This window comes from Mycolicibacterium sp. XJ870, assembly GCF_053483975.1.
In genome coordinates this window covers 1-24844 of the sequence record NZ_JBEFTI010000004.1, presented here as the reverse complement: position 1 = coordinate 24844, position 24844 = coordinate 1, and the positions used below count along the sequence as shown (strand labels likewise).

The following is a 24844-nucleotide window of genomic DNA, read 5'->3' as shown; positions in this document are numbered from 1 at the left end:
TCCGTGTTCAACATCGAATTCCCAACCACCGTCCGGCGATTCGCGCCGGATTCGACAAAGAGAGGTAAGGTATGGCGCTTCAACTGACGCCTGCAGAAGCCCAGCAGAAGATCGAGAACATCGACCAACAGATGATGGATGTCAGGCGGCTGGCCGCCCAGATCCTCGAATCCACCGAGGCCATGACGTCCAGCTCGTGGACCGGCGGCAGGGCGGCGAAGTTTCGCGGCATCATGACGCAGCACAACGAGGACTTCAACTACGTCATCAACAACCTGCAGCAGATCGTCGACAAAGGTAAGTCTGACATCAACACACTTGTCACCCACGAAGCCGATTAGAAATCGAAAGGTCTGATCCAATGGACATGGACAAGATCACATACCAGTACGGCGCCAACAACGCGTCCCTCGACGACATACAGGGAACGACCAACACCGCACACGCAATGCGTGAGGAAGTCAGCCAGGTCTTCGCCGCGCTGCAGGGCGTGTACGAGGGCGACGCCGCGGCAGCGCTGCACGGGAAGCAGATTCAGATCCTGGAGCAGATGGACGCGATCCTCAACGAGATCACCCAGACCCGGTCCGGCGGCAATCAGTCGCAGGACGACGCTGCGGCGCTCGACGCCCATCTTGCCGGCGGGTTCTGAGTCGGCGGGTCTTGCCGGCGGGCTCGGTTGTCGGCACCATCGGCGACTGAGCCCGCTTGCGCGTCCGTTTTCTACAGCGAGAGAGTTCCGGGGGGCTGAGCATGATCACTGATGAAGTGGCCCCGCTGCGCCATGGCGTCGAACCGTGGTTCATGAGCGGCTTCGAGTTCCGGTGTGCCTGGGAGGCACTCGGCCTGGACCGCCTGCCGTCCCCGCTGTCCTACCGTCACCGGGGACCCACCTACATGTCCGAGGTGGAGGCCGATCGTCGGGAGGCACTTGCCCGGTTGCGTTCCAGCTTGACACCGAATCGTGTTCGCATCCTTGAAGCATTGCGGTATCCGGCCTACCTGCTGCAGGGATTCGGCCAGATCGAGGCCGGCCAGATCTATCGATTACTCGGCGTAATCGGCGCGACCGGTTATTGCGCGGTCATCACCCAGGATCCGAGCGACCAGCTCATCTTCGGCGAAGACGTTCAGATCATCGGCTGTGTGAACATCGATTTTCCACAGGTCGTCCTGGAAGCGCTGCCCGTGTACAAGCCCGGAACCCGGCCCCGCAAGGAAGAGTTGCTCGAGGATGAGACACCGACCTCCGCCCTGCGCGACGCGAAGATCACCGGATCGATTCTGCTCAGCGGTTCCGCTGAGTTCACGATGGACTATCAATTGCGCGATCCCACGCACCTGACGGTGATCAACATCGCCGACGATGGCGCATACGTGGTGAACGAGGGCGTGAAGTCGTTTCAGATCATTCCGGCAACGGTGCCCAATCTGATGCAGGTCTTCAAGAAGATCGAGATGCGGCAATCAGAGGCATTGGCGGACAAGCTCTCTGCTGAGAAAGCGGACCGGGATTTCGATGCCATACCTTGACACCGTCTCCGTCTACGTACCCGAAGGTACGGACAGTCAAGGTCGTCCCAAGCATCTCGCGACCGCGGCAACTGAGATGCAGTCGGTCCACGAGATGGTGGAAGCCGCCGGGCAGCAGATCGACGGCTCTGCGCTGGCCGCGGCAGCAGACAGTATGGCCGCTTCATTTCATTGCGGCACCCTGTATCAGGGTGAACATTTCTGGCCGATAACGAATTCGCTCCAACAGTCCATTCTGGGCAGGACGTCCGCCGGTTCCGCGACAGAGATCCGGCAGTTCTGTTCCGGCGGCCTCTACGGCGTGATGCTCGCCGACGCGGTGCTGCAAGCGGGTTGGGCCGGCGACTACGCGATGGTCACGGGCGGCGACAGCATCTTCTACTTCGACCGGCATGAGTATGCGGCAAGCCCGGCTACCGAAGGATCACTGCTGGGCGACAGCGGATTCTGCGCGCTCGTGAACAGGAATGAAGGTTTCGCCCGCATCGTGTCAGCCGCGGCACGGTCGCATAATCCGTCGGCCGGCATGATGCACGGCAGTGCTGAGAGCGGCATCGACGATCCGGGGTTTCCGACGTTGGCGGATTGGATCGCCCGGTGGGAGAACTATGACCAACGTGGCCCGGGCACTGTGAAAGACAACGCGATAGCCAGTTTTCGGGTGGCTGTCAGAACCGTGACCGAATGCTACGAACGCGCAGGCGTGCGCCCGGAGGACATCGACTGGTTCGCTCCATCCTTCATCGAGCCGAGCTACGTCACGGACATGCTGGCGAAACAGACGTTCCTGCAACCCGCACCCGGTCTGTATTCCTTCGCTGCGCAATTCGGACATCTGACCGTCTCAGATTTCGGCGTGAACCTCGCCTATCTGATGAACAACAAGATCGCCAAAGTGGGCGACCTGGTCATGCTGTTCGCGGCCGGGAATTTCGTCAACTCGGCGGCGGTCCTCCTCCGCATCGAGAAAGAGGTGACCCTGCCATTCAATGTGCCAGCGTGACACCGATATTCGCATGAACGATCAGCGCAGAGGAGCATGATGACCAACCCTTGGGGCGGCCTGAACGCCGACACCACGAACAAGAAGCTCTACCTCGACCCGACCGTCATCGCAGAGGTCAACCGGGTCTTCGAGCCGTATGAGGAAAGCCTCCAAACGCTCATCAACGATGCCCTCGACGAGACCACCGGATACTTCGGGACAGCGGCCAATCCCCTCGCGGTCCTGGTGCAGAAGGTTTTCGATGCCCGCGGCAAGGCGTTGACCGAGTATCTGACCGAACAGTTGTCGCAGTCACAGGCTTTCGTCAAGACCGCCCGGGACGCGGCCGAAGCCATGCGCGCCTCGCAGAACGGCTAGTCTTACCACGAACGAATAGCTTGGGGAAATCATGAGTGGTTTCGGAAATCACCTCGGCGCGACCTTGGGCACCAGCACCAACGAGGAAGGCGAAAGTGGTGCCATCTATGACAACGCGTTCGTCACCAACTCCAATTACCCCCAACGCGCTGCGCTGATCGGCGATGACGGCGAGTTCATCCAGCTGGATTCAGATTTGCAGGACGAGAACAAAGTCGCTCAATATCAGCCGAACAGTGATCTCCTCGGCGAGGTCCCCGGATTGATATCCGACAACAGCACGTACCTGGAGGTCCAGGACGAACTCACCGGTCCCGAATCCCTGAACTGGGAGGACAAAGAGTTCGTTTTCATGCGTGCGGAGCGGGATTCACTCAACCCCGCCAAGATCGAAGAGCTGGCTTCGGACTGGACGAGCCACGGAAACACCCTCAAGACAGAGTCCGAAAACTTCAAGGAAACCGTCACCACCGCAATCACCGGAAAGTGGTCCGGCGACAGCGCCGCGGCGGCCGAAGCGGCATCCAAGCAGGTTACGAACAGTGCGATCTACGACTTCACACCGGCTTCTGACGCCATAGCCGACCGGCTGACCGTGCTGAAAGACGCGTTCACCCGCGTTCGCGACGATTTCCCCGACGACGCCAACGATCAGCTGATCGACAAGGGCCAGTTCAACAAGCAAGAACTAGACTCGGCGATCAACGATTTCAACTCCAAGTACCACATCGACGGCAGCGGATACCTGCGGAACAACGATGACGGTTACGTGACGGCGGCCGATGCGCTCAGAAAGCTCGACGAGATCAACCGCTCCATCGATGCGTACCAGAAGGCCGTTCAGCTATTCCAGAACGTGTACACCCCGGCCGTGGTGGCGGTCACGAAGAACTTCCCCAACCTTCCGACGCCACCGAACATGAAGTACGGGGATCCGACGGCACCCGGCGGTCCGGGTGGTCCGGGTGGTCCGAGTAGCCCCGGTGGTCCGGGCAGCCCCAACATGCCGAGTCCAGGCGGCACCCAGCCGCTCGACAAGCTGAACATGGACAAGAACCCGTTGGACAAGCTCAACCTGGACAAGAACCCGCTCGACGAGCTCAAGCCGATTGACCAGAATGATTCCACCAACAACTCCGATCAGACCGACGCTCTCGACAGCTTGACCGATCCGGTGAAGTCCGCGATCGACTCGGCTACAAGCGCCGGCAAGGACGCGGCCGGCCAGCTCGCAGATGCCATGAAGAACGCTGCCCAAGGCGGGCAGAATCCGCTGGGGTCAGGGATGGGAGGCCCGCCCGAGGGTGTCCTCGGGCTCGGGCCGCAAGGACTCGGGGGTGCCGGCGCGGGCAAGGGCGGCGGCGGAGCCGGTGGCGGAGTTCCCCTGCGCGGCATGCCGAGTGGCCTTCCTACCACGGCACCTGCGACTACGGCGGCGAAGGTGACGGCCCCAGCGGCCGCCGCCGGTCTGGGTGCCGGGGCGGGCTCCCCCGGTGCGGGCGCCCCTGCCGCCGGCCAGCGCGCGGGCGATCAGAACGGCAAGGGCCATCAGGTCAACAAGGCATTGCGGCGCAAGAAGAATGGCAAGGACGTCATCGGGGGCGCCGAGGCGGCGGTGCCGGTGGTCGGCGCCGACGAAGAACTGGCGCAGGCCGAGAGCGCGCCGGCCGAGCAGCCCGAGTCCCGCCGCCGCATTCCGCAGCGGGGAACCAGTTGGCAACCTGACTCGGCTGTTCACACCTCGCCGGCGCAACCGCCCCGGACGCCGAAGTTCACGCCGGGGCAATCAGGGTGAGTCTTGTTGTTCGAGCGCGTCAGCAGTGACCTGTAAGCCGTTCGCGTAGAAGTCGAGCAGGTCGGTCTTGGCGGTGATCGACCCGTCGACCCAATCCCGCTGCGCTACGTAGCCTTTGGCGCCGTCGGCGAATTGCTTGCCGATCTTGTCGTCCCCCCAAGCTTCGCCTTCGCTGCGCAGCGTCTGCATCAGCCCGGACTGCACGGCTTTCATGTCGCCGCTGACCTGGGCGAGGTACCGCGCGGTGGCCCGCAACTCATTCGGCGTGACACCCAGCGGTACCGTCATCGCGCACTCCTCACAGTGGGGTAATCGTCTCGCTCTTCTTCGCCGTCGCTAGCCGCTACGGGCACCGGCGTCGACAACAGATCTCTGATGTCGGGGGCGCCGTCGACGATGTCCGACAGCGAGGGCATCTCCTCGCGCCGCCGCGCCAGCGGTGCAAGGAGCTCCGAGACTTTCCGCTCGACGTCGCGGGTGGCATCCTGGGCCGCAGCGGTGATATGGCTTCCGAGATCAGTGAGATCGTGGTTATCCAAATAGGATTCGCTGACCATAGTGCCGGTGACGACACCATCTGCGTTCACGGTCACCGTGACGGTCCCGTGGGCGCGAGTGGCCGTCGCGGACAAGGTTGCCCGCGCGGTCTCCACTGCGGCCAGATCGGCCATCTGTTCCTGCAAAAGGGCCAATGCCTCGATCAGTTCGTGTCGCGCCGCGTCGTTGTCCATGCCTAGTCCCCGTCTCCCCCGCTCGCCGCCGCAGCACCGCCCCCATCCGCCGTCGACGCCGTATTGCTGCGCGCCGCGGCTCTACCGCGAATTCCACCGGTCGCCGCGGTGCTGGCGGAGCCGAGTACAGAAACGACGTCGACGGGTTGACCGGTGGCCAGCGAGCCTGCCACATCCTTGGACATGCCGGCGGCGTAGCCGACGACCGCGCCCTTCAACGTTGAATTACCCAGTGCGCGCTGGCCGTAGATGCTGACGGTGCCCTGAGCCGCACCCCCGACCGAGTTCGCCACCGCGACCGTTCCCAGTCGATTCCAGTCGACACCCTGCTGATGACCCCTCGACTGCTGCACTCCTTGGATGAACAGTTCCTGGCCCACGGCTTCAGACGCCTCGACGCCGGACTTCTTGACGATCCGGTGCACCGTCGTCTTCGTCATGGCCCTGCCCAGGTCGGTCATGACGTCTTTCATCAGCATCGCTACCGCCTGCCGGATCGCTGCGTATGTGGTGCCTTCGATGACCGGGATCGCGGCTGCCGATGCGCCGAACGTCACCGAGGTCTGCGCCAGCGCCCAGGCGATCTCGAATGCCGCGATCGCCAGAGAAGTCAGGATCTGCAGCTTGGTGTATTCGATGTTCTTGCCGGTGCTTTCGGAAAGAGTCCCGAGCGCAGCCATCGCCTCGGCGAGTTTGTCGACAGAGGCGTCCCCGTCGAACAACAACGCAAACTCCCCGTCAGCCGCTCCGGCGGTCACGCCCTGCAGGACGGCACTCGTGCTCGCCCGCATCCGGTTCAGTTCGGGTATCAGTTCCGTCATTTGGTCCGCACGAACACCCCATTCACCGCCGATGCGGTACATGGCGTCCTCGTCGCCCTGCGGCCATTGGTAGCCCACCAGGTACGACACCCACTGCAGGTAGCCCGGAATCTGCAGGGTCACGCGATCCCCCATCGCCGAAAGATTCCATGCAGCATTGGGTTTCACGTTATTCCGCGTTTGCAAAGTCCGCCACGGCGGACGGTCTTGTTCGCCGAGAGTTCAGCTACCGGTCAGTTGGATGACGAGGAAGCTGCGATACCGATCTCATTGGTGGCTTAACGATTCCGGAACTCTCGCAACACAGAGACGTCGGCGGCGATCAGTTCGTCAATCCGATCTGCCAGATGACGTCGGGTCATCGGCTGGGCCTGATGACTGTCTTCCGGGTAGAGATAGTCGCCGTCATCCTTGATCCCGACCCACACCGCGGCGGCCTTGCCGCGATCGAAGCCCCAACGCCGGGTGGGCCGCCAATGGCTCTGCACGGTGCCGAATGTGGTCACCTGAGCACGACAGATCGCCTCCGCGGTGGTCACCTCGACCATGTGCTGGATCGTAAACGGTTCGTCGTCGGGCAGTTCCTCGGCGGGCAGCCCGTACTCGGGTATGACAACCGTGTGGTGACGACCTGGCCTGGTGAGTTCAGCGCACTGGGCCACCGCGGCGCCGAGGTCGTAGGGGGAGACCTCATACACGTCGATGGCGTCATCCTCCGGGCGTTGCCGTGCCAGATATCCGATCTCGCCGACTCGGTTGGCGACGATTCGGACGCTGGGCCGACTCGAGGGTATGTACTGGACGTGGCATTCGACGCGGATATCGGCATACGCGTATGACGCCGCCCACCGTCGAAAGACCTGTAGGTCACCGTAGTTGAATCGATCAGGCACCGATATCGCGTACTCGACGTATTCGTCGCGGGAGGCGAAGCGCGATGGCTGCGTCGACATGAACGGATACGGCAGGAAATCGCGCCCGTACGACTTGCTGAGGATATCGACGTCGGTGAGCCCTATGCTGCCCACCGGTTGCAGGGATACCGAATTGATCGGTGCCCGGTTGACCGTCCGTTGGTGCGGATGTCGCTCGTCAGATTTCACCTGCTCACCCCCGTATCGTCCGGATCAGACCCTCAGCGGATACGACGGGTCGGCGGACGATGTGAAGCACCACCGCGGTCGCACTCAGTTGGTACTCCGCGGCGAGAAGAATCACGATGGAATCGGCGGGCAGGCTTTCGGATTCCGCGAGTGCGATCAGTCCGGCGACCTGGGTACTGACCCCGAGGTAGCCATGGTCGAGGTTGTTCTGATGCAGGGCGTCCGACCAGGGCAGACCAAGGGCCTTCGCCACCGCTCGGTACGGTTCGCCACTGTATGACGAGTGCGGGACGAAATGGGTTACATACTGCGCGCTGAGTTTTGCGTCCAACAGGGCCGCCATCACCGCCCGGGAGAGCATTTCGAAGGAATCACGGCCGGCGCCCTCTGTCCTCGTGCCGGCGACCCGCGCAAACGTCGTCTGAAAGTCGGCCATCGTTGCGTGTTCCCAGTACCATTCGCGAGTTTTCCAATCCTGCGCCTGTTCCGGACAGCTTGCGGTGCCGGTGCCCAAAACCCTCGCGAAACCCTCGCCGGCTGACAACACCACCGCGTGCGCGGCATCTGAGAACGGCTCCCCACCATCGGATCGGGACGTCGCGAACCGGTCGGCCCACGACCAGTTGTCGGCACCGGTGCAGATGACCGCGCCCGGCTTCCCGGCGATCCGGTCACCGACCAACCACGATGTCAGTCCACCACTACAGTGTTGGCGGATCTCGATGGCGTTTCCGTGACTGCCGATGACGCCATATTGGATCTCGTGGTGCACGGGCCACCCGGCGCTGCCCTGGTAGCAGGAGCCGCAGTGGATCACCCAGCCGATTCCCGAAGCCGGAACTTCAGCTGCCGCGAGCACTGCCTGTCCCACCTGTGTGGCCATCTGTGCGGGTGATCGTCCCGGTAGCTCACACACCGCCCGCCAGTCAGGCGCGGAGCCAACCTCCTCGGGACTTGTCGACCGTGCGGTGGGTACCAGTAGCCCGATCGCGCGGATATCGGTCATTGCCCGGGAATCGGTATCGGCTGAGGGGACGGACGCACCGGCCGAGGCGGAGTTTTCGTGGGTCCCTCGACGTCGGTGGGGCGGTCGGGTTGGTGGGATCGCTCGTTCTGGGCTTCCTCGGAGGGTTCTTTCGCGCCGATGACCGGAACCACTGCCCCTGCCTCGCCCGCGACCGCGTTGCCGTTCTTCTTGTGTCGCAGAGCCTTGTTGATCTGGTGGCCCTTGCTGTTGTTGTCCCCGGCGCGCTGCCCCGCAGCCGGCCCGGCCCCGGGGGGAACAGACTGATTGCTCAGGCCGGCACCGGCAACAGGCGCAGCCATCTTCGGAGAAGCTGTGGACGGTAGCCCCACCGGCCTGGCGGTCGGCATGCCCCGCAAGGCACCCGCACCCGCACCCGTCTTTCCACCGCCCCCGGCGTTCGACGTGCCGGCCAAACCTTTCGGCCCCAGGCCCAGCACTCCCTCGGGTGGCCCGCCGAGTTTTGGATCGGGTGGGGTCTGTGCTGCCGCAGCGGCTTTCTTCGCCGCGTCCACGGCCTGGCCGACGGCGTTACGTGCCGCATCGCCGACGGTTCGCAGCGGATCGGTGAGGGCGCTGAGTCCGGGATCGGACGCTTTCGGTCCTGCAGCAGAGGTGGTGGGCAGCTTCGGACGATCGAACGATGGCGGTGTCAACCCGGGGTTGGACATTGGTCCGACACCGCCGGGCAATTGCGGCCCGCCCGGTTCCTGAGGTCCGACCTCGGGTGGCCCACCGGCGGTGAATGCCGGGTTCTTGTTGGCGATATCGGTGATGTTCGGTGCGTATACGTCCTGCATGACTGACTGCGCAAACGTGTCGTAATCGTGTTTTATGTCGTCCACGAACTCTGGATGAGCAGCGAGATCGTTTTGATACGTCTCCTGATTTGCCAGGATGTTCGCATGTATCGACCCGATCGTCTTCGCCCAGGCGTCGGCCAAGATCTCCATCGCGGCCGCTCCGCTACTCGCCGAATCCGGCTCCGTAAAAGATGATTCAATATTGCCGATCACCGCGTCATGCGTCGCACCCGTCCAGCTGTCCTCGCCCTCCCGACGCTCCAAAGTAGCGAGTGTGCGATTGAAATTCTGTGTCGCATCGATGATCTTGCCGCTCACATCGCGCCATGCTTCGGGCACGCCGCATGTTGCGGTAGCGTCGGTGAACTTTGAGGCGACTTCCTCGAACGTCACATTGCTGAAATCCTCGGGAGTTACACCGGTCGGATTGGTCTCATACGAAAGCTCTTTGAGTTCGTCCAGTCTGGTTTCGCTTTTTTTCACATCCTCTGGATCGATGCTGGAGAAGTCGCTGAGTGCTCGCACAGCCAGTGGCAGGACATGTCCGAGCATGCCTGGTGCCAGGCTACTGACGATGTCGGTGACAAACGGGTTCTGGACCATGAAGTTGGCGACCGGTTCGACGATCGCATCCTGTATCGCATCACCGCACACCGAAGCCCCCTGTCAGGTTTTCCGAATCTCTAGCCTTCGGCCTGCATCCGCTTGAACGCTGCGTTCACCGTTTCCTCAAGCTCATCGAGGTATTCGACGTATTTGTTCAGCGATTCATATATCGAAACCAGGCCGACAGCATTCAACTCCAGCTCCTGCTTTGTCTGCTGCGCAGACCGATACCCGCCCGCGTTTCCCAAATCATTGAGTACGAGTACGTTGTCGCGTTGCTCGACGAGAGCCTGCCGGTATTCCTTGATTGCGTTGACGTAATCGTCCCGGGCCGCCTCCGACAACTGGAGGTCGGGTTGACCGCCCTGTTTGAGCGCCGTCAACTGATACGTCAAGTCCTCGATCGCCATTGCCACGTCCTATGCGGTGGCGCACCATGGCCGACCGCGTCGATTGTGTCGCGAGTCGACGCTTTCTGCGTACAGCTGTTTACGCCACCGACCCACGTGCAAGTCGAGGTTAACTTTGCATGAATTCATTCGACAGGTCAACGGTTCACCACGAATGAATCACTCGGCTAAGAAGTACTCGATTGCTGTGTTGGCTCACACCTCCAGCAGACCGGCCAGGCTGAGTTGGTTTGCGGCCACGTCCACCTCTGCGTCGGGCAGGTTGGCGAACAGCGCGGCGACGTCATCGAAGGCGGCACCACCCCTGGTTGCCGCGGCCAACACCGCCCGGCATTGATCCGTTGTGACGGAACCTGTTTGAGCTGCCATCGCCGCGGCGGTCGCATCCTCGGTCCAGATCGCGGGCAGCGCCGCTTCGAGCTCACCGGAGGTGTCGCTGCTGCCCCGATGCCACCGTCCGTCGGCCCACCAGAAGCAGAAGCTCAAGAGGCCGTTGCGGTTTCGGGTGTTGAGCACACTGTCGTTCACCCAGGCCGGCGCCCCAGTGTAGAGGTCTGGCAGCGGCTTCCCGCCGTTGTATGCGGCGTCGAGCAAGGCGGAGTTCCACTTGCCCCCGGAAAGCACCGCCCGGTCGCCGGGCAGCAGGTACAACGTGGCCCCGCTGCGGCGGTCGCTTTCGAACCACGCGTACCCGGGATAGATCCGTGGTCCCCACTCCGATCCGGCCCCGGCGTACGCGGCCGACAGCGACGCCCAACGAGCGAGCAGGTCGGGAAGCGGCGGGATCTCGTCGGTGATGACGGCCGTCCGCCCTGCGACTTTGTCTGCGGCCGCTGCGGCAGCGGCTTGCGTGGAGTCGCGGCCCTGCGCCTCGGGCCCGGCGACATACGCGGCGAGCCAGACCGGCAGTTGAGCGCGTGGATAGGTTTCCAGATCGTTGCGGTAATACTCGGGAGTGACCAACTGGTCTTCTGGGAACGGCTCGTCGCCGTAGTCGTAGTTGACCGACATCTCGCCGCGGTTGGTCACGTTCAGCAGCAGCCGCCACCACGGTCCGGCACTCATGCGCGCCGAGACTTCACGTTGCCTTTGCACGAGTTCGGCGATCGATTGCGGCACCGGCACCAGACCCGCGCGGTCAGCCGCATAAAACTGCAACTGCGCGATCTGCGACGACACTGTGAAGGCGAACTCGGCGGAGAACTCCTCCCAGCCCGCCGGCCCGAGCGCGGCCAGTTGCTGTGCGATGGGCTCCAGCAGTTGCGAGGCTTCCGCGGCGATCGCCTCGTCCCCGGCCAGCGCGTCATCACGGGAACTCGACTCAGCCGGTGGTGTGTCGACGACGGTGAAATCGGCGATCGGCGCCGGCCCGTCACCGGCCGCGGCGTTGAACTGCTTCTCGAACTCGGCCATGAAGGCGGCTTCGTCGGCGGGACCGGGGGCCGTAGCCGTGGTGCGTTCCGTGGCGCTGAACTGGTCGCGTGCCTGTTGCGGCGGGATCGACGACGACACTTCTTCGATCCGTCCGGAGTCGCCCACCAGGAAAATCGACCGTCCGACCGGGATGTCGAGGAACGCCATCGGATCGCTGTCGTCGATCTCGACCGGTGCGTACACGCTCCAGCCGGCGTCGAACCGATCAGCTGCGAGTCCATCAGTCGGGTAGTCGAGCCCTCGCGAACGGATCCAGTCCGTGACCAACGAAATTGCCTGTGCCGCTTCCATTGCGTCTACCTTCCCTCTCGTTCAGCTTCGATGACGTCGGCGAGCGCAGCGCGCTCAGCCTGTTGACGTGCGAGCAACTGGGCGCTGAACTCGGTCCAGGCCGCGTCCTGCTCCGGCGTCATCTGGGCATCGTTGATCTCGGATTCGATGTCCGGATGAAGGTCAAGGAACTGGTTGAACAGTGCACCCATCTCCCTGCTGTGCTTGCGATTGAGCTCAATCCGTCGCGGGTCCATGCCTACTCCTCGTCACCTTCGTACAGCGCCAACTGGTCGAAAACCACCAACGCCACGCGGTCTGGGTCATCGGTCGGGTGCACCCGCAGCGTGTGGTGGGGGTTCGGCGCATCGTCCACGATGATCACGGTCTTGATCCCGGCCGGGAGGTTGGCGGGCCAGTCGATCTCGTCGGTGGGCTCCTCGACCAGCACCCGGGCGCGCTTACCGCGCAGTCCGGACTGGTTGTAGCGCAGCGGTGTGTACCGCTGGTCGGTCATGTCGGCTCCTCGGTCGGACCCCTCATCGGGGGCAAGTCGGGCGGGTTGTCGGGGTCGATGCCCAGGTCTGCGTTCACACTGCCACGGCTGCGGGTGGAGCTGGCAACGATGGCCTCATAGATCTCGTCCCCGACCAGACCTTTCGCGCGGTTTCTCGCCACCAGCTCGTCAAAGGTGAGATTGGGTTCATTGTCATTCAGCCATTCGGCCAGCCGGCGGTCCTCCATCAGGGACCGGGTCCAGCTGCGGATGGTGTTCCGCATCCCGTACAAGGTCCTGGCCCGTTCCTCGGCCCCGACGCCGTCACGCAGGAGCTGTTCCCGGAGCTCCCGCATCCGGAGCTCGAAGGTGGTGTAGACGGTGCGGGTCTCTTCGTCGGACAGGGTTCCCGCAGCGTAATGGCTGTGGGTGGCGCCGTCGATGATGGCTCGGTAGACGTCGTCGCCGGTAAGTCCCTTGGCCTCGTACCGGGCAACCAGATCCTCGAACGCCGGAGCACTCTCGTTGGCCGCCAGCCATTCGGCCGCGGGCCGGTTCTCCATCAGTTCACGGGTCCAGGCACGCAGCGAGCTGCGCAGGCCGGACAGGGTCCTGGCGCGGTCCTCGGCGCTGGCCCCATCGCGGATCATCTGCTCGTCCAGCGCCCGCATTCCGAGTTCGAATTGCGAATACACCGCGCCGGTCTCGATGTCGGACAGGCTGCCGGGGGCGAGGCGACTGTGGGTGGCGGTCTCGACGATCGCGTCGTACACCGCATCGCCGGTCAGGCCCCGTTCCTCGTTGCGGGCGACCAGTTCCTCGAATGTCGGGTTCGCCGTAGTGGCCGAGAGCCAATCGGCGGCTACCCGGTTGGTCATCAACCCATATGCCCAGGATCGCAGGGCATTCCGAGTTTCGGTCAGCTGCCGGGCGCGGTCCTCCGCTGTGACCCCGTTGCGCACGAGTTCTTCGTTGAGCGCGCGCAGCCTCAGTTCGCCATCGGTGAAGGCCGTGATGGCTTCGCCTTCGGGCAGGGAGCCCGGAACGTGATGCGGGAGTGCCAGCGCGGCGAGCGGGTCAGACGGCAGATACTTCACGAAGTCGATCGAGGTGTTGTCCAGCAGGCGCTGGCCCAGATCCGGTTCTTCCTCAGTGGCGAGGATTGCCAGATCGATGGGCTCGGGAAACCTGGGATGACCGATTTCCAGACGCTCCACCATCTCGTCGAGCTCAACCTCACCCTCGGCGCTAACCCGATCCCGCAAGTCCTGGGCGCGCATCTTGATCTGGTCCAATGCGCCCTGGAGGTGGTAGAGATCAGGCCCCCACGTGAACCCGCGGCGCGCCCAGGCATTGCTGCCCTGCCAATCGGAGGTCAGTTCGATGCGGTCGACACCGCTGCGGATGAAGTAGGGCTCGAACTGGCCCAGCATCGCCTTGGAAAACCCGCGTCCTCTATACCCATGGCTAAGGCTCACAAGGCCGTTGTACGCGACGAGCTTGCCGTCGTCGTCTCGGTTGAATGACCAATCGAGCGAACCGATTTCGGTATCGCCATCGAAGATCAAACCCGACATGGCAACCATGTCGCTGCCTGGTACGGCTTCGGCTTCGAGCTCGACCCGGTACGTGCCGTACACGCCCGACAGGTCATCGGCGAACTGTTGACCGCGCTGGGGATCGGGGTTGTCCACGAGCTCTGCGAGCGGATCCGCATAGCGGCTGTCGACCTCGCGGGTTTTGGAACGGTCATCTCGGTATTCCTGTTGTTTCCGTAGGAATTCCGGATCAGCTGGAAGGCCCCGCACGTCGCCTACGGCGTGCGGGGCGACCAGCTGTGACGATGGATCGTCCAGCGGGGCAACGGCATTGCCGTTCTCGTCCAGGTAGCCCACCGCAGTGCGATCCACCGCTCCCTGTCCCCAATGCGGCGGCCATCCCGAACGTTGCCCGGTGCGCTGGTCGATCAGGTAGATCTCGCCGCCGTCATTGACGGCGAGGTAGGCGTGGCCACCTTGCCGCACGCCGGTCCAGCGAGAGGTCAGCACCGCCGACGAGCCCGGCCCCAGCTGCGCCAATCTCTCGGACACCTCCGTGTATGTCGCGAAATCGGCTTGTGATCCCACCGCTTGGAACAGCGAACGCGCCGGCACCCCAGTTGCGGTGACCGCGGTTTCGATTCGAATGTCACGCCCGTACCTCTGCGACACCGCATCAGCGACGCCGTAGGCGCAGTTGCCCGCCGGGTCGGCATCAGGCACCCCGAGATCGTCAAGTAGCACCGACCTCGAGGCAGCCGGGTCGCGGACCTTCGTCTCCTGATCCGGCCCGCTGACGACAGTCCGGTGTTCTTCGATTCCGACGCGCTCGACGTGCCCGACGGCGATGCGACCGAAATTGGCGAGCGACTCGTTGCGCACACCCGCGTCCTTGTCCACGAACTTGTAATAGAAGTTGTGGATGTCGTAGTCCCCCGCCCTTGTCATCTCGACCGGCGGGAATTCAGCGGTGATTCGTTGTGCAGCAAAGAAATCCATCGCCGGGTCGACACCGAATCCGCCGAGGAAGTCTCCGCGTGCACCCGGCGTCGTGCCGCCGTGCCAAGTAAAGGTGTCAGTTGACGACGAGGCCACGTAGACATCGATGCCAGGACCGAATTCCCCGGCGTGGTCCATCGGGCCCAGCCCGGGCGAGCCGAACAGGGTGACCGTGCGGACTTGGCCGCTCAACCGCCCCGCCTCGCCGGCATGACCAGCGACCGTCGATCCCTGGCAGTGCCCGAACACGTGGTTGTCAATGAACCGCTCGCCTGATGTCCAGGCATCGCGGCCGGCGTTGAATCCGCTGATGTCGCTACGAAGGCTGTCACCACCGACTTGAGCTGCATCGTCTGCCATCGTGTCGTACCCGATCCAGGACATCGAGGCCACTGACGCAGTGGGGTTCTCCAGCAGGACCGACATCGCATGGTTGAGCGCCGAACCCATGCCGGGGCCGAGTTCCTGGATGGTCATGCCTCTACCGGGGACATGCCACGAAACCGACTCCGCGAGATACGGATCGACGCCGAATCCGACGACCGCGACACCGGCGCCGCCATGTGCATCGGGGTCGAACCGCAGCAGGTAGGGACCGTCGATGCCGGCCCGCCGTGCGGCATCGATCGCCCGCTGCAGGGCATCCCCGACCGCCTTGGCACGCAGCATCTCCAGGTGCTTTTCCCAACCCAGACGGATGCCGCTGTCCAGCCTGGACTGCATCTCACGACCCTTGGCCAGCCAATCCTGCATGGCACGGGAATTCGCCTCGTGGGCAGCCATCGGCGGGATACCTTCGGCGTTGCCGATCTGCACCGGATAGGCCTCGATCAGCGCCTGCTGCTGATCCTCACTCAGTCCCTGCCACCACACCGCATTGGCCTGGGCCCGTTCTACCGCCAGCCGAACATCGCCGGTAGGACGGACCAACTCCGTGGCGTCCACCGCCGGGTTCCGTTGCGCCAACGCCTCGCCGGCGATCTGCTGAGGAGATGGTGGTTCAGCCGGAAGGCCCTGGACGTCGCCGACAGACTCGGCGGTGCCGAGCCGAAGCGGAACGTCGTGCAGTGGGTTGACCGCATCACCGTTGGCGTCGAGATAGCCCACAGCAGTGCGGTCGACGGCCAACTGACCCCAGTGCGGCGGCCACCCTGTGCGCTCTCCGGTGCTCGGATCGAGTAGGTAGATCTGCCCACCGTCGTTGACCGCCAGGTAGGCGTGTCCACCGCTGCGTCCACCACGCCATCTCGACGTCAGCACCGCCGATGAGCCGTCACCGAGTTGGCGCAGACTCGCCTCCACCTGGTCGTAGGTGGCAAATCGCGAAGCCGAACCGACGGCCTCATACAGTGCGCGCGCAGGCACCCCGGTGCGGGATGGCTCTGCGGCCACACGGAATTCGCGTCCGTACCTTTCCGACAGCGCGTCGGCGACCCCGTGTGCGCAGTTCTGATCAGGTGCCTGTAGGTCTGCGCTGGGCAGGCTGGGCAAGTACTTCACGAAGTGAACCGAGGTGTTGTCGAGCAGCTTGCGGCCCAGCTGAGGTTCCTCGCTGGTGGCTAGGTTCGCAAGGTCGATCGGCTCGGGCAACCGTGGATGACCGACTTCCAGGCGCTCCACCGTCTGGTCGAGCAATGCCTGGGACTCGGTACCGACCCGGCCGCGCAATTGACGTGCCGCTTCTTTGATGTGATTCAGGGACTCGTTGAGATGGTATTGATCGGTGGTCCAGGTGAAACCTCTACGCGCCCAGGCATTGCTGCCCTGCCATTTGGACACCAACTCAATGCGATCGACACCACATCGCGCGTAATACCGTTCCAGCTCGGAGGTCAGCGCCTTCGAGAAATCCTGCCCGCGATATTCGGCGATTTCGATCTTGATGATGGTGTTGTGGACCACGAGGTTGCCGTCGTCGTCACGCGAGAACTTGCGGGACACGTAGCCGATTCCGGACTCACCACTGCGAATCTGCCCGTACAGCGACACGCTTTCGCCACCGATGGAGCGCTCGACCGAGAAATCGACATGATAGGGCCCGTAGCGCCCCGACAGATCCTCGGCGAGCTGGCGGGCATCCTGACGGTCATAGCTGTCGATCGCTTCGGCCATGTGATCGGCAAAGGACGTGTCGGCCTGGCGGATGGCGGGATCCTGATTCCGGTAATCCTGCTGCCGTGCAAGGTATTCACCGTCCTCGGGGTACCCCCGCACGTCGCCGATGACATCGCCGGCATTGGGATCGAGGTACCTGACGGCATGCCAGTTGGTGTTGGTGAGTAGACGTTGGCCCAGATCGGGATGACCGGGCGCGGTGAGACGCGCCAGATCGATGGGCTCTGGCAGGCGCGGGTGGTCGGGATCCAGCCGCTGCACGACCTCATCGAGGACGGCCTGCGCTTCAGGGCCGACCTGCGGCCGCAGCCGCTGGGCCGAACTCTTGATGCTGTTCAGCGACTCCTGCAGTTTTGCAAGTTCCGGTGCCCAGTTGAAACCCCAACTGGCCCAAGCATATGCACCGTCCCAGGCGGCTTCCATCTCGATCCGGTCGACGCCCGAGTGCGCATAGAAGGGCTCCAGCTGCTTCGCCAGAGCCTTGGAGAATCCCTTTCCTCGATTGGATGCACTGGTGATCTGGATCATCCCGTGGAAGGCGACCAGATTGCCCTCGGCGTCTCGGCGATACGACCAGTAGATGTTCCCGACTCGTTTACCGCCGCTCAGGATGTAACCGGCGATACCCGCGGCCTCGTCGGGGACCCGCTGGAGCTCAATGCGGAAGGGCCCGTAGACGCCGGAGAGATCCTCGGCCAGCTGGTGCACCCGCTGCGGGTCGGACGCGTTGTCCACCACGTCGCCCACGGGTTCGGCGTACCGGCTGTCCGCCGGCCTGCCTGCGGGGTCCTGATCCCGGTATTCCTGTTGCCTGGCCAGGAATTCGCTGTCGTCCGGGTGTCCTTGGACGTCACCGACGAAATCCGCCGCGTTGTACGGCTGGCGAGGGTTGGGGATGTCGACCTCGGGTTGCGAAACTCGTCTGGGATCACCCGAGTCCTGGCGGCCGAACATCTGGCGCTCGGCCGCCTCGATGACCTCGTCGACAGTGCCGTGCGACGTGAGGTCGGAGTATCCGAAGAACAACCGCACGCCTGGCCGGTCGGCATTCGACGGGTTCGCGATGTCCGTCAGGCCCTCGTTCTGTGCGTAGGCGGCGGTGCGGCTGCCGATCCGGTCGAGCGCGGCGTCCACGGCGGTGGAGTCGACGGCTCCGATCACGACGGCGTCGAACCGATCGCCACTCGTGCGCATCGGGACAATCGTCGCGCCGGTCGCCTCGATTTCAGCGCGGAAGATCTGGGTGATCGCCCGGTAGTGGGCATTGGCTACCTCAGCGCGGTTCTGAACGTATGCATTGAGACCGGACAGGTTGTCGAGCTGAGCCGAGACGAGGATGCCGGCTTCACCTGACTCGGTGATCCACCGCCTGGCCCGCGAGACTTCTCCGGTCTTGAACTCCGAAGCGCGGCCGTCATAAAAGCCCGAAACCTCGTCGCGACCCTGTGGTTCGTACAGGGCCTGTAGTGCGCTGCGACCCTCCGCACCCAGCCGGGCTGCGTCGGCCAGGAACGTGGCACGTTTCAGGTCTTCGGGCTGCTGATACGCGGTGCGGCCGTTCAGCCGTTGTCCAGCTTGGCCTTCCGTGCCCGCGCGGCTTGCAACTTGGCTTTCGCTTCCTGCTGCTTGCGAGCCAGTTCGCGTTCCATCTCCTCGACCCGGCGTTGCCTCTCCTGCGGTGTCAGCCCGGTCAATCCCAGTCGCTCGTCCCGGTCCTCCTGCGACATGCGACCTCCTCGTCTTGCTGCGGTCCACCCCGAGATCCGCGTCATCGAAGATATCGCGGACATCGAGATCGGGCTGAACCCCAGCGTATCCAACGTGTAATCCCACACCGTTGTATTCGGGCTGCCCCGGATGCTTTGGGTGCGGGATGTCAGCCAGACCGTGTTCCTGTGCATACTGCTGGGCACGCGCGCGGATCGTGGCGATGGCCGACTCGATGGTCGACTCGTCGATGTCGCCGACCACCACCGCACCAAGTTCGTCGCCGCCGATTCGCATCGGCACCACATCGGCCCCGGATTCCGCAAGTGCGGCATGGAAGACCGCCGACAGGCCGGAGAAGTGCGCGTTCGCCTCGGTCCGGTTCGCAGCCGCTTGATTCAAGCCTCTGAGGTTCGCGATGTCAGCTGACACGAAGAACGCGTTGTCGAGCGTGTCTTCAACATGTCGTTGCGCGCGCAGGACCTCTGCACTCTTGAACCCCGATACGCGCCCTTCGTAGAAGCCGGTGACCGTATCGATCGGTACCGAGCGGTAAACCGCATCGGCCAGCGCCTCGGGCGACAATGCGTCCTGATCCAATTGCCCGATGCGGTCCCAGAATCCGGCCAGTTCCACGTCGTCCGGCGATCGGTGACCCGGGGTCTTGTCGACGTACTTGACCGCGTGCCAGGTCGCGCGGCGGAGTATCTCGCGTCCCAACTCGGGGTGACCGGGAGCGGTGAGATTCGCGACGTCCGAGGGTTCGGGAAGCTGGGGGTGCCCGGGCTCCAACCGCGGTATGACCTGTTCGAGAACCTCGCGGGCTTCAGTACTGACTGAACCCAGCAGCCGCCTTGCCCCGATTTTGACCGAGTCGAGAGATTCTTGCAGTTCATGCGTGCGTAGATCCCAGGTGAACCCACGCCGGGCCGATGCGTAGGCGCCGTCCCACGCGGCCAGCAGCTCGATGCGGTCGACCCCGGAACGCACGTAGTAGCGGTCGAATTCGGACAGGAATGCCTTGGAAAAGCCCTTGCCGCGGAAGGCCTCGTCCTCAATCTTCATCTCGTTGTGGTGGGCAACGAGTGTTCCGGTGTCATCGCGGATGAAGATCCGGTCGATCTCCCCGATTCGTTTGTCACCGTTGAAGATTTCTCCCCTGAGCTGTACCGCGCTCGGCAGCGCTTCGGCGCTGAACTGCACGCGGTACGGCCCGTACACACCCGACAGATCGTCGGCCAGTCGCTGCGCCCGAGCCTGGTCCCCCGACTCGTTGATCACCTCACCCAAGGGTTCGGCGTAGCGGGTGTCGACGGTGCCCCGCACGTCACCGATCGTGTCGGCGGCGCCGAACGCCTGCTGCGAGGAAGTGCGGTGCAGGGGTTCTACCGGATCGCCGTTGGCATCGAGATATCCGACCGCGGTGCGGTCGACGGCATGCCGGCCCCAGTGCGGTGGCCAGCCCGAGCGCTGTCTGGTGTGCGGGTCTACCAGGAAGATTCGGCCGCCGTCCTTGACCGCCAGGTAGGCGTGGCCGCCGTGGCGTCCCCCGGCCCAGCGCGAAGTCAAGACGGCCGACGAACCATCGGGCATCTGCCGCAGCGTCGCCGCCACATCGTCGTACGTCGCGAACTGGGCCCGCGATCCGACGGCCTGGTACAGCGACCAGGCGGGCACCCCGGTGCGCGAGGGTGCCACCGCCACCCGGTACTCACGGCCGTATCTCGACGACAGTTCGCCGGCGACATCGTGGGCGCAGTTCTGACCGGCCGCGTGCGGGTCAGAACCGTCCAGATACCGGACCGCCTGCCAGGTCGAACCTTCCAGCAACTGCTGGCCGAGATTTGTCACCTCGGGGGTGCTCAGCGACGCAATCTCCACGGGCTCCGGCAGATCGGACCGTTCGGGATCCAGGCGCTGAACCATCTCGTCGAGCACGGCGCGACTGTGCTCATCGAGCCCGGGTGCCAGCTCGCGCGCCGACGCCTTGATGTCGTCGAGGGACCCTTGCAGCTTCTGCGGCTGGGGGTCCCAGGTAAAGCCGCGGCGCGCCCACACGTGTGCGCCGTCGTGCTGTGCTTCGAGCTCGATTCGGTCGATTCCGGCACGCGTGTAGAACCGCTCCAGTTCCGATGACAGCGCCGTGGAGAATCCCTTGCCGCGGAATTGCGGCTGATCGATGACGACTCCGGTGTGGTGTGCCACCAGGTTTCCCGACACGTCACGGCTGAACATCCGCTCGACAGAGCCGATTTCGACATCGCCGGCGAAGATCGAACCGTTGAGCACGACCCCGCGCGGGTGTTCGAACGCCTGGAACTCCACGCGGTACGGGCCGTATACCCCGGAGAGATCCTCGGCGAGCCGGCGGGTTTGCGCGGGCTCGCGGTTGTCCACGACCTCACCGAGCGGTTCGGTGTAGCGGGTGTCCACCTGCCGGGTGAGGGGATCCTGCGCGCGGTATTCCTGCTGTCTGCCCGGGAAATCGCTGGCCGCCCCGTGGCCCCGGACATCTCCGATGCCGTCGGCGACGCTGAGCGAAACGTGCAGCGGCGCTTGTTGCAGCGGACGCACCGCGGTGCCGTCGGTGTCGAGGTACCCGACTGCGGTGCGGTCCACCGCCTGCTGGCCCCAGTGCGGCGGCCAACCCGAGCGCTTTCCGGTGTGCGGATCGACCAGATAGATCTGACCGCCGTCGTTGACCGCGAGATACGCGTGGCCGCCCTGGCTGCCCGCCCAGCGCGAGGCCAACACCGCCGACGAGCCATCGCCGAGATCGTGCAGTGTCGCGGCCACGTCGTCGTTGGTCGCGAACTGGGCGGTTGATCCGACGGCCCGGAACAGTGCCCACGCCGGAACCCCTGTGCGCGAAGCCCGCACGTCCACTCGGAAGGGCCGCTCGTACCGCTGCGTCAGCTCCGCGGCAACGCCGTGGGCGCAGTTCTGCGCCGAGGACTGCTGTCCGCCGAGCCCGAGCCAGCGTTGCAGCCGGGACATCAACCCGGTGTTCGGCTGAACTCGTTCCTCGGCGACCGGCAGGTGCCGGACGAAGCTGACTTCGGTGCGGTGCAACAGTTTCGTGCCCAGCCCAGGCTCGGCGGCGGTGGCCAGGGTGGCCACCTCGATGGGCTCGGGCAGCCGCGGATGGCCGGGTTCGAGCCGGGCCACCATGTCCGCCAGCACCGCGCGCCCCTCCGGGCTGAGGTTCGGTGCCAGACGCGTGGCCGCACTCTTGATGCTCCCCAGCGATTCGGCCAGCCGGTGTGGTTTCGGATCCCAGGTGAAACCTCTGCGCGCCCACGCATTACTGCCGGTGTCATGCGACTTCAGCTCGATATGGTCAACACCGGAATCCACGTAGTAGCGCTCGAGCTCGGCGGTCACCGCCTTCGAGAAGCCTTTACCACGCAGGTATTCGAATTCCTCCTCGATCACCAGCCCGTTGTGATAAGCGACGAGGTTCCCATCAGCCTCCCGTTGGAAGGTCCGCTGGATCGTGCCGATCTTACGGTTGCCGTGGAAGATCGTGCCGGTGAGCATGACCTCACGGCCGACGATCTCGCCCTCGAGCTGGATCCGATGCGGCCCGTATGTGCCCGAAAGGTCTTCGGCCAGTTGATGTACCGCGGCAGGGTCGAGGCTGCCGACAACCTCGTCCAACGACTGGGCGTATCGGCTGTCCACCGGTCGGGTGGCGGGGTTTTGTGCACGGTATTCGGCCTGACGCCGCCCGAAGTCGGGCTCATCGCGGTGCCCCCGCACATGGCCGATGTCGTCGGCCGCCGCAAGGCTCAGCGCGGCATCGACAGTGCTGCGCCCCACCGGCTTTCCGGTGGGATCGAGGTAACCGACCGCGGTGCGGCTCACCGCGTCCTGTCCCCAGTGCGGCGGCCATCCCGAACGGCCCCGGTGCGAATCGACGAGATGAATCTCCCCGCCCACATTGACCGCGAGATAGGCATGCCCACCACCCCGCCCGCCGCTCCACCGCGACGCGAGGACAGCCGACGACCCGTCACCGAGTTCGCGCAAGCGCTGCTCGACCTCGGCGTAGGTCGCGAACGTCGCATCGGTCCCGACCGCTTCGAACAACACGCGGGCCGGGACGCCGCTTCGCGTCGGTTGGGTCGCGAGTTGAACTTCGCGCCCGTACATCGCCGACAACTCCTGGGCGACACCTAGAGCGCAGTTCTGGCCAGATCGCCACGGCAGGTTCCAGATTCGACGCGCCGACGACCCGGCAGCGGGCTCGACGGTGTGTCGGCCATCGACGGTCCGGTGCGGTTCGACCGCGACCCGGCCGGAATGGCCCGATGCGATCCGGCCGAGATTCACCAGCGATTCGCTGCGTCCCGACGAAGGGGTGTGCAGGAAGTAGGCGTGATGTGTGCCGCCGGTGAGCAGGTGATTCAGCCCGGACGGGAACTCGGCGGTGACCCGCACCGCCCCGAAGGAATGCATGGCGGGATCGATGCCGAGGCCGATCCCCAGGATCCGGCCGGAGGACTCAGGTGTGCGTCCACCGAGCGCGGTGACCACGTCACGCGACGAGGATGCCGCGAAGACGTTGTCCGCCCCGATGCCGAAGGCGGATGCGTGCGTGATCGGGCCGGCCCCGGGCGACCCCACGAGCGTCACGGTGCTGACGTGATCGCCCAGCCGCCCGTCACGGCCGGCGTAACCGGTTGTGGTCGACCCGTAGGAGTAGCCGAAGATGTGGTTCCCGTTGAAAACCACTGTGCCACTGGTTGATTCATGTACGGCATTGAAGGCGGTGATGTCGCTGTACAGCATGTCGCCGCCAGTGCGTGCGTATCCGTGACCGGCAGCGCGCCAGAACTTTCTGCCGCTGGGCGCGTCGTAGCCGACCCACGCGATCGATGTAGCCTTGAGCTCGGCATTCTCCGCCCGCACCGACTGCAGATGGTTGAGCGCTGAGTGGCTGTAGAAGCCGAGCAGGGAGTGCATCGTCGTCTGTACGCCGGGCACGTGCCAGGACACCGAGTCCGCCGAATAGGGGTCATGGCCGAAGCTCAGTAGGACGCGTCCGTCGCCGCCGAACTCCTGAGGATCGAAGGCCAGCAGTAGAGGGCCATCTTCGCCGGCGCGCGCAGCGTCGGCGCGGGCCTTGTCCAGAGCGCGGTCCAACTGATTGATTTTCGCCAGGAACTTGCGTTCGGCCCGGGACGGTCGTTCGAACTCGTCGATCTTGGTCTGGATGAGATCGGCACGATCGCGAAGTTCCTGCAGCACATTGCGGTTGGCCGCATCGCGGGCGGCCGCCGGGATCCCTTCGGCGTTCCCGATGTGCTGGGGATAGGTCCCGATCAGTGCCTGTTGCTGCGTCTCGGACAGACCGGCCCACCAGACAGCGTTGTTCCTGGCGCGGGCAGCGGCCTCTTCGGGCACCCCGAGCGGATTGCGGAGTTCATCGGGCCGCACCGCCGGTGTGCGCTGCGCCAGCGCCTCCTCGGCAATCGCGTGGTCAGCGTTGTCGGTCCGATCACCCTGTACGTGGCCGACGGCATCGGCGTCGAGCAGTTGCCTGTCGGTATTGCCGTCCAGCGGGTTGACGGCGACACCGTCGGCATCGAGATACCCGACGGCGGTGCGCTTGACGGCGTCCCGGCCCCAGTGCGGCGGCCATCCCGAGCGTTGACCGCTGTGCGGGTCGAGCAAGTAGATGGTGCCACTGTCGTTGACCGCGAGATAGGCGTGGCCACCCTGGCCCCGGCCGCTCCAACGGGACGCCAGAACTGCCGATGAGCCCGGGCCGAGGCGTTGCAGGGTGGCCTCCACCTCAGAATAGGATCCGAACCGGGCAGCCGACCCGACCGCCTCGAACAAGCTCCTGGCCGGGACGCCGCGGGGCGAGATAGGGGCGTCGACGTTGAAGTCGCGCCCGTAGCGGACCGACAGCTCCTCTGCGACGGTGTAGGCACAGTTGGTGCTGCGCAGGAAATCCGGGTTCCACCGGTTGCGGCCATGGACCGAGTGGCGGGCGGCCGGATCGTCGGCCAACTGCAGCGGGCGGCCGATCGCAGGCTCGACAGTCTGCTGCCGGACCCCACCCGTCAGCGGCCGGCGCCGTTCGTC

Annotated in this window: 17 protein-coding genes; 6 read left to right on the top strand and 11 right to left on the bottom strand. The window is 64.5% G+C overall.

Annotated elements, in window-relative coordinates; genetic code table 11:
- Positions 1 to 71 precede the first annotated feature (71 nt).
- From ABQF30_RS17295 to ABQF30_RS17270, 6 genes are all read left to right on the top strand, one after another.
- Positions 72 to 341 (top strand): WXG100 family type VII secretion target, encoded by a 270-nt coding sequence (locus tag ABQF30_RS17295; RefSeq protein WP_448465936.1) that lies wholly within the window; start codon positions 72 to 74, stop codon positions 339 to 341.
- A gap of 20 nt (positions 342 to 361) precedes the next feature.
- Complete coding sequence (locus tag ABQF30_RS17290) at positions 362 to 652, top strand: hypothetical protein (protein ID WP_448465934.1); 291 nt, start codon at positions 362 to 364, stop codon at positions 650 to 652.
- A 101-nt stretch (positions 653 to 753) separates the two neighbouring features.
- On the top strand, positions 754 to 1533 hold the full coding sequence (locus tag ABQF30_RS17285) for an ESX secretion-associated protein EspG (protein ID WP_448465932.1): 780 nt from the start codon (positions 754 to 756) through the stop codon (positions 1531 to 1533).
- The gene (locus tag ABQF30_RS17280) at positions 1520 to 2536 is read left to right on the top strand and encodes a 3-oxoacyl-[acyl-carrier-protein] synthase III C-terminal domain-containing protein (RefSeq protein ID WP_448465930.1); all 1017 of its coding nucleotides are present in this window, start codon (positions 1520 to 1522) and stop codon (positions 2534 to 2536) included. Before ABQF30_RS17285 ends, ABQF30_RS17280 begins: the two co-directional genes overlap by 14 nt.
- Positions 2537 to 2575: 39 nt before the next feature.
- A complete protein-coding gene (locus tag ABQF30_RS17275; RefSeq protein WP_448465928.1) occupies positions 2576 to 2896 on the top strand; it encodes a hypothetical protein in 321 nt (106 codons plus the stop codon).
- Between the two features lie 31 nt (positions 2897 to 2927).
- Positions 2928 to 4691, top strand: a complete 1764-nt coding sequence (locus ABQF30_RS17270) for a hypothetical protein (protein ID WP_448465926.1) — start codon at positions 2928 to 2930, stop codon at positions 4689 to 4691.
- On the opposite strand, the gene ABQF30_RS17265 is transcribed toward ABQF30_RS17270, so the two are convergent.
- The 11 genes from ABQF30_RS17265 to ABQF30_RS17215 all read right to left on the bottom strand — a co-directional run bounded on the left by ABQF30_RS17265 (position 4683) and on the right by ABQF30_RS17215 (position 24769).
- On the bottom strand, positions 4683 to 4979 hold the full coding sequence (locus ABQF30_RS17265) for a WXG100 family type VII secretion target (RefSeq protein ID WP_448465924.1): 297 nt from the start codon (positions 4977 to 4979) through the stop codon (positions 4683 to 4685). The genes ABQF30_RS17270 and ABQF30_RS17265 overlap by 9 nt on opposite strands.
- The gene (locus tag ABQF30_RS17260) at positions 4976 to 5422 is read right to left on the bottom strand and encodes a YbaB/EbfC family nucleoid-associated protein (protein ID WP_448465922.1); all 447 of its coding nucleotides are present in this window, start codon (positions 5420 to 5422) and stop codon (positions 4976 to 4978) included. The genes ABQF30_RS17265 and ABQF30_RS17260 overlap by 4 nt, the downstream gene beginning before the upstream one ends.
- A gap of 2 nt (positions 5423 to 5424) precedes the next feature.
- A complete protein-coding gene (locus tag ABQF30_RS17255) occupies positions 5425 to 6378 on the bottom strand; it encodes a WXG100-like domain-containing protein (RefSeq protein ID WP_448465920.1) in 954 nt (317 codons plus the stop codon).
- Between the two features lie 143 nt (positions 6379 to 6521).
- Complete coding sequence (locus tag ABQF30_RS17250) at positions 6522 to 7346, bottom strand: hypothetical protein (protein ID WP_448465918.1); 825 nt, start codon at positions 7344 to 7346, stop codon at positions 6522 to 6524.
- A gap of 4 nt (positions 7347 to 7350) precedes the next feature.
- A complete protein-coding gene (locus ABQF30_RS17245) occupies positions 7351 to 8352 on the bottom strand; it encodes a beta-ketoacyl-[acyl-carrier-protein] synthase family protein (protein WP_448465916.1) in 1002 nt (333 codons plus the stop codon).
- A complete protein-coding gene (locus ABQF30_RS17240) occupies positions 8349 to 9827 on the bottom strand; it encodes a hypothetical protein (protein WP_448465914.1) in 1479 nt (492 codons plus the stop codon). Before ABQF30_RS17240 ends, ABQF30_RS17245 begins: the two co-directional genes overlap by 4 nt.
- A 29-nt stretch (positions 9828 to 9856) precedes the next feature.
- Positions 9857 to 10189, bottom strand: coding sequence for a hypothetical protein (locus ABQF30_RS17235; RefSeq protein WP_448465912.1), 333 nt, complete (start codon positions 10187 to 10189; stop codon positions 9857 to 9859).
- 195 nt (positions 10190 to 10384) lie between these two features.
- Positions 10385 to 11914: a hypothetical protein gene (locus tag ABQF30_RS17230; RefSeq protein ID WP_448465910.1), complete on the bottom strand. Its 1530-nt coding sequence runs from the start codon at positions 11912 to 11914 to the stop codon at positions 10385 to 10387.
- A 5-nt stretch (positions 11915 to 11919) separates the two neighbouring features.
- Entirely contained in the window at positions 11920 to 12150 is a 231-nt protein-coding gene (locus ABQF30_RS17225; protein ID WP_448465908.1) for a hypothetical protein, read from the bottom strand.
- A gap of 2 nt (positions 12151 to 12152) precedes the next feature.
- On the bottom strand, positions 12153 to 12410 hold the full coding sequence (locus tag ABQF30_RS17220; protein WP_448465906.1) for a DUF7161 family protein: 258 nt from the start codon (positions 12408 to 12410) through the stop codon (positions 12153 to 12155).
- Positions 12407 to 24769, bottom strand: a complete 12363-nt coding sequence (locus ABQF30_RS17215; RefSeq protein WP_448465904.1) for a toxin glutamine deamidase domain-containing protein — start codon at positions 24767 to 24769, stop codon at positions 12407 to 12409. Before ABQF30_RS17215 ends, ABQF30_RS17220 begins: the two co-directional genes overlap by 4 nt.
- Between the last annotated feature and the right edge of the window lie 75 nt (positions 24770 to 24844).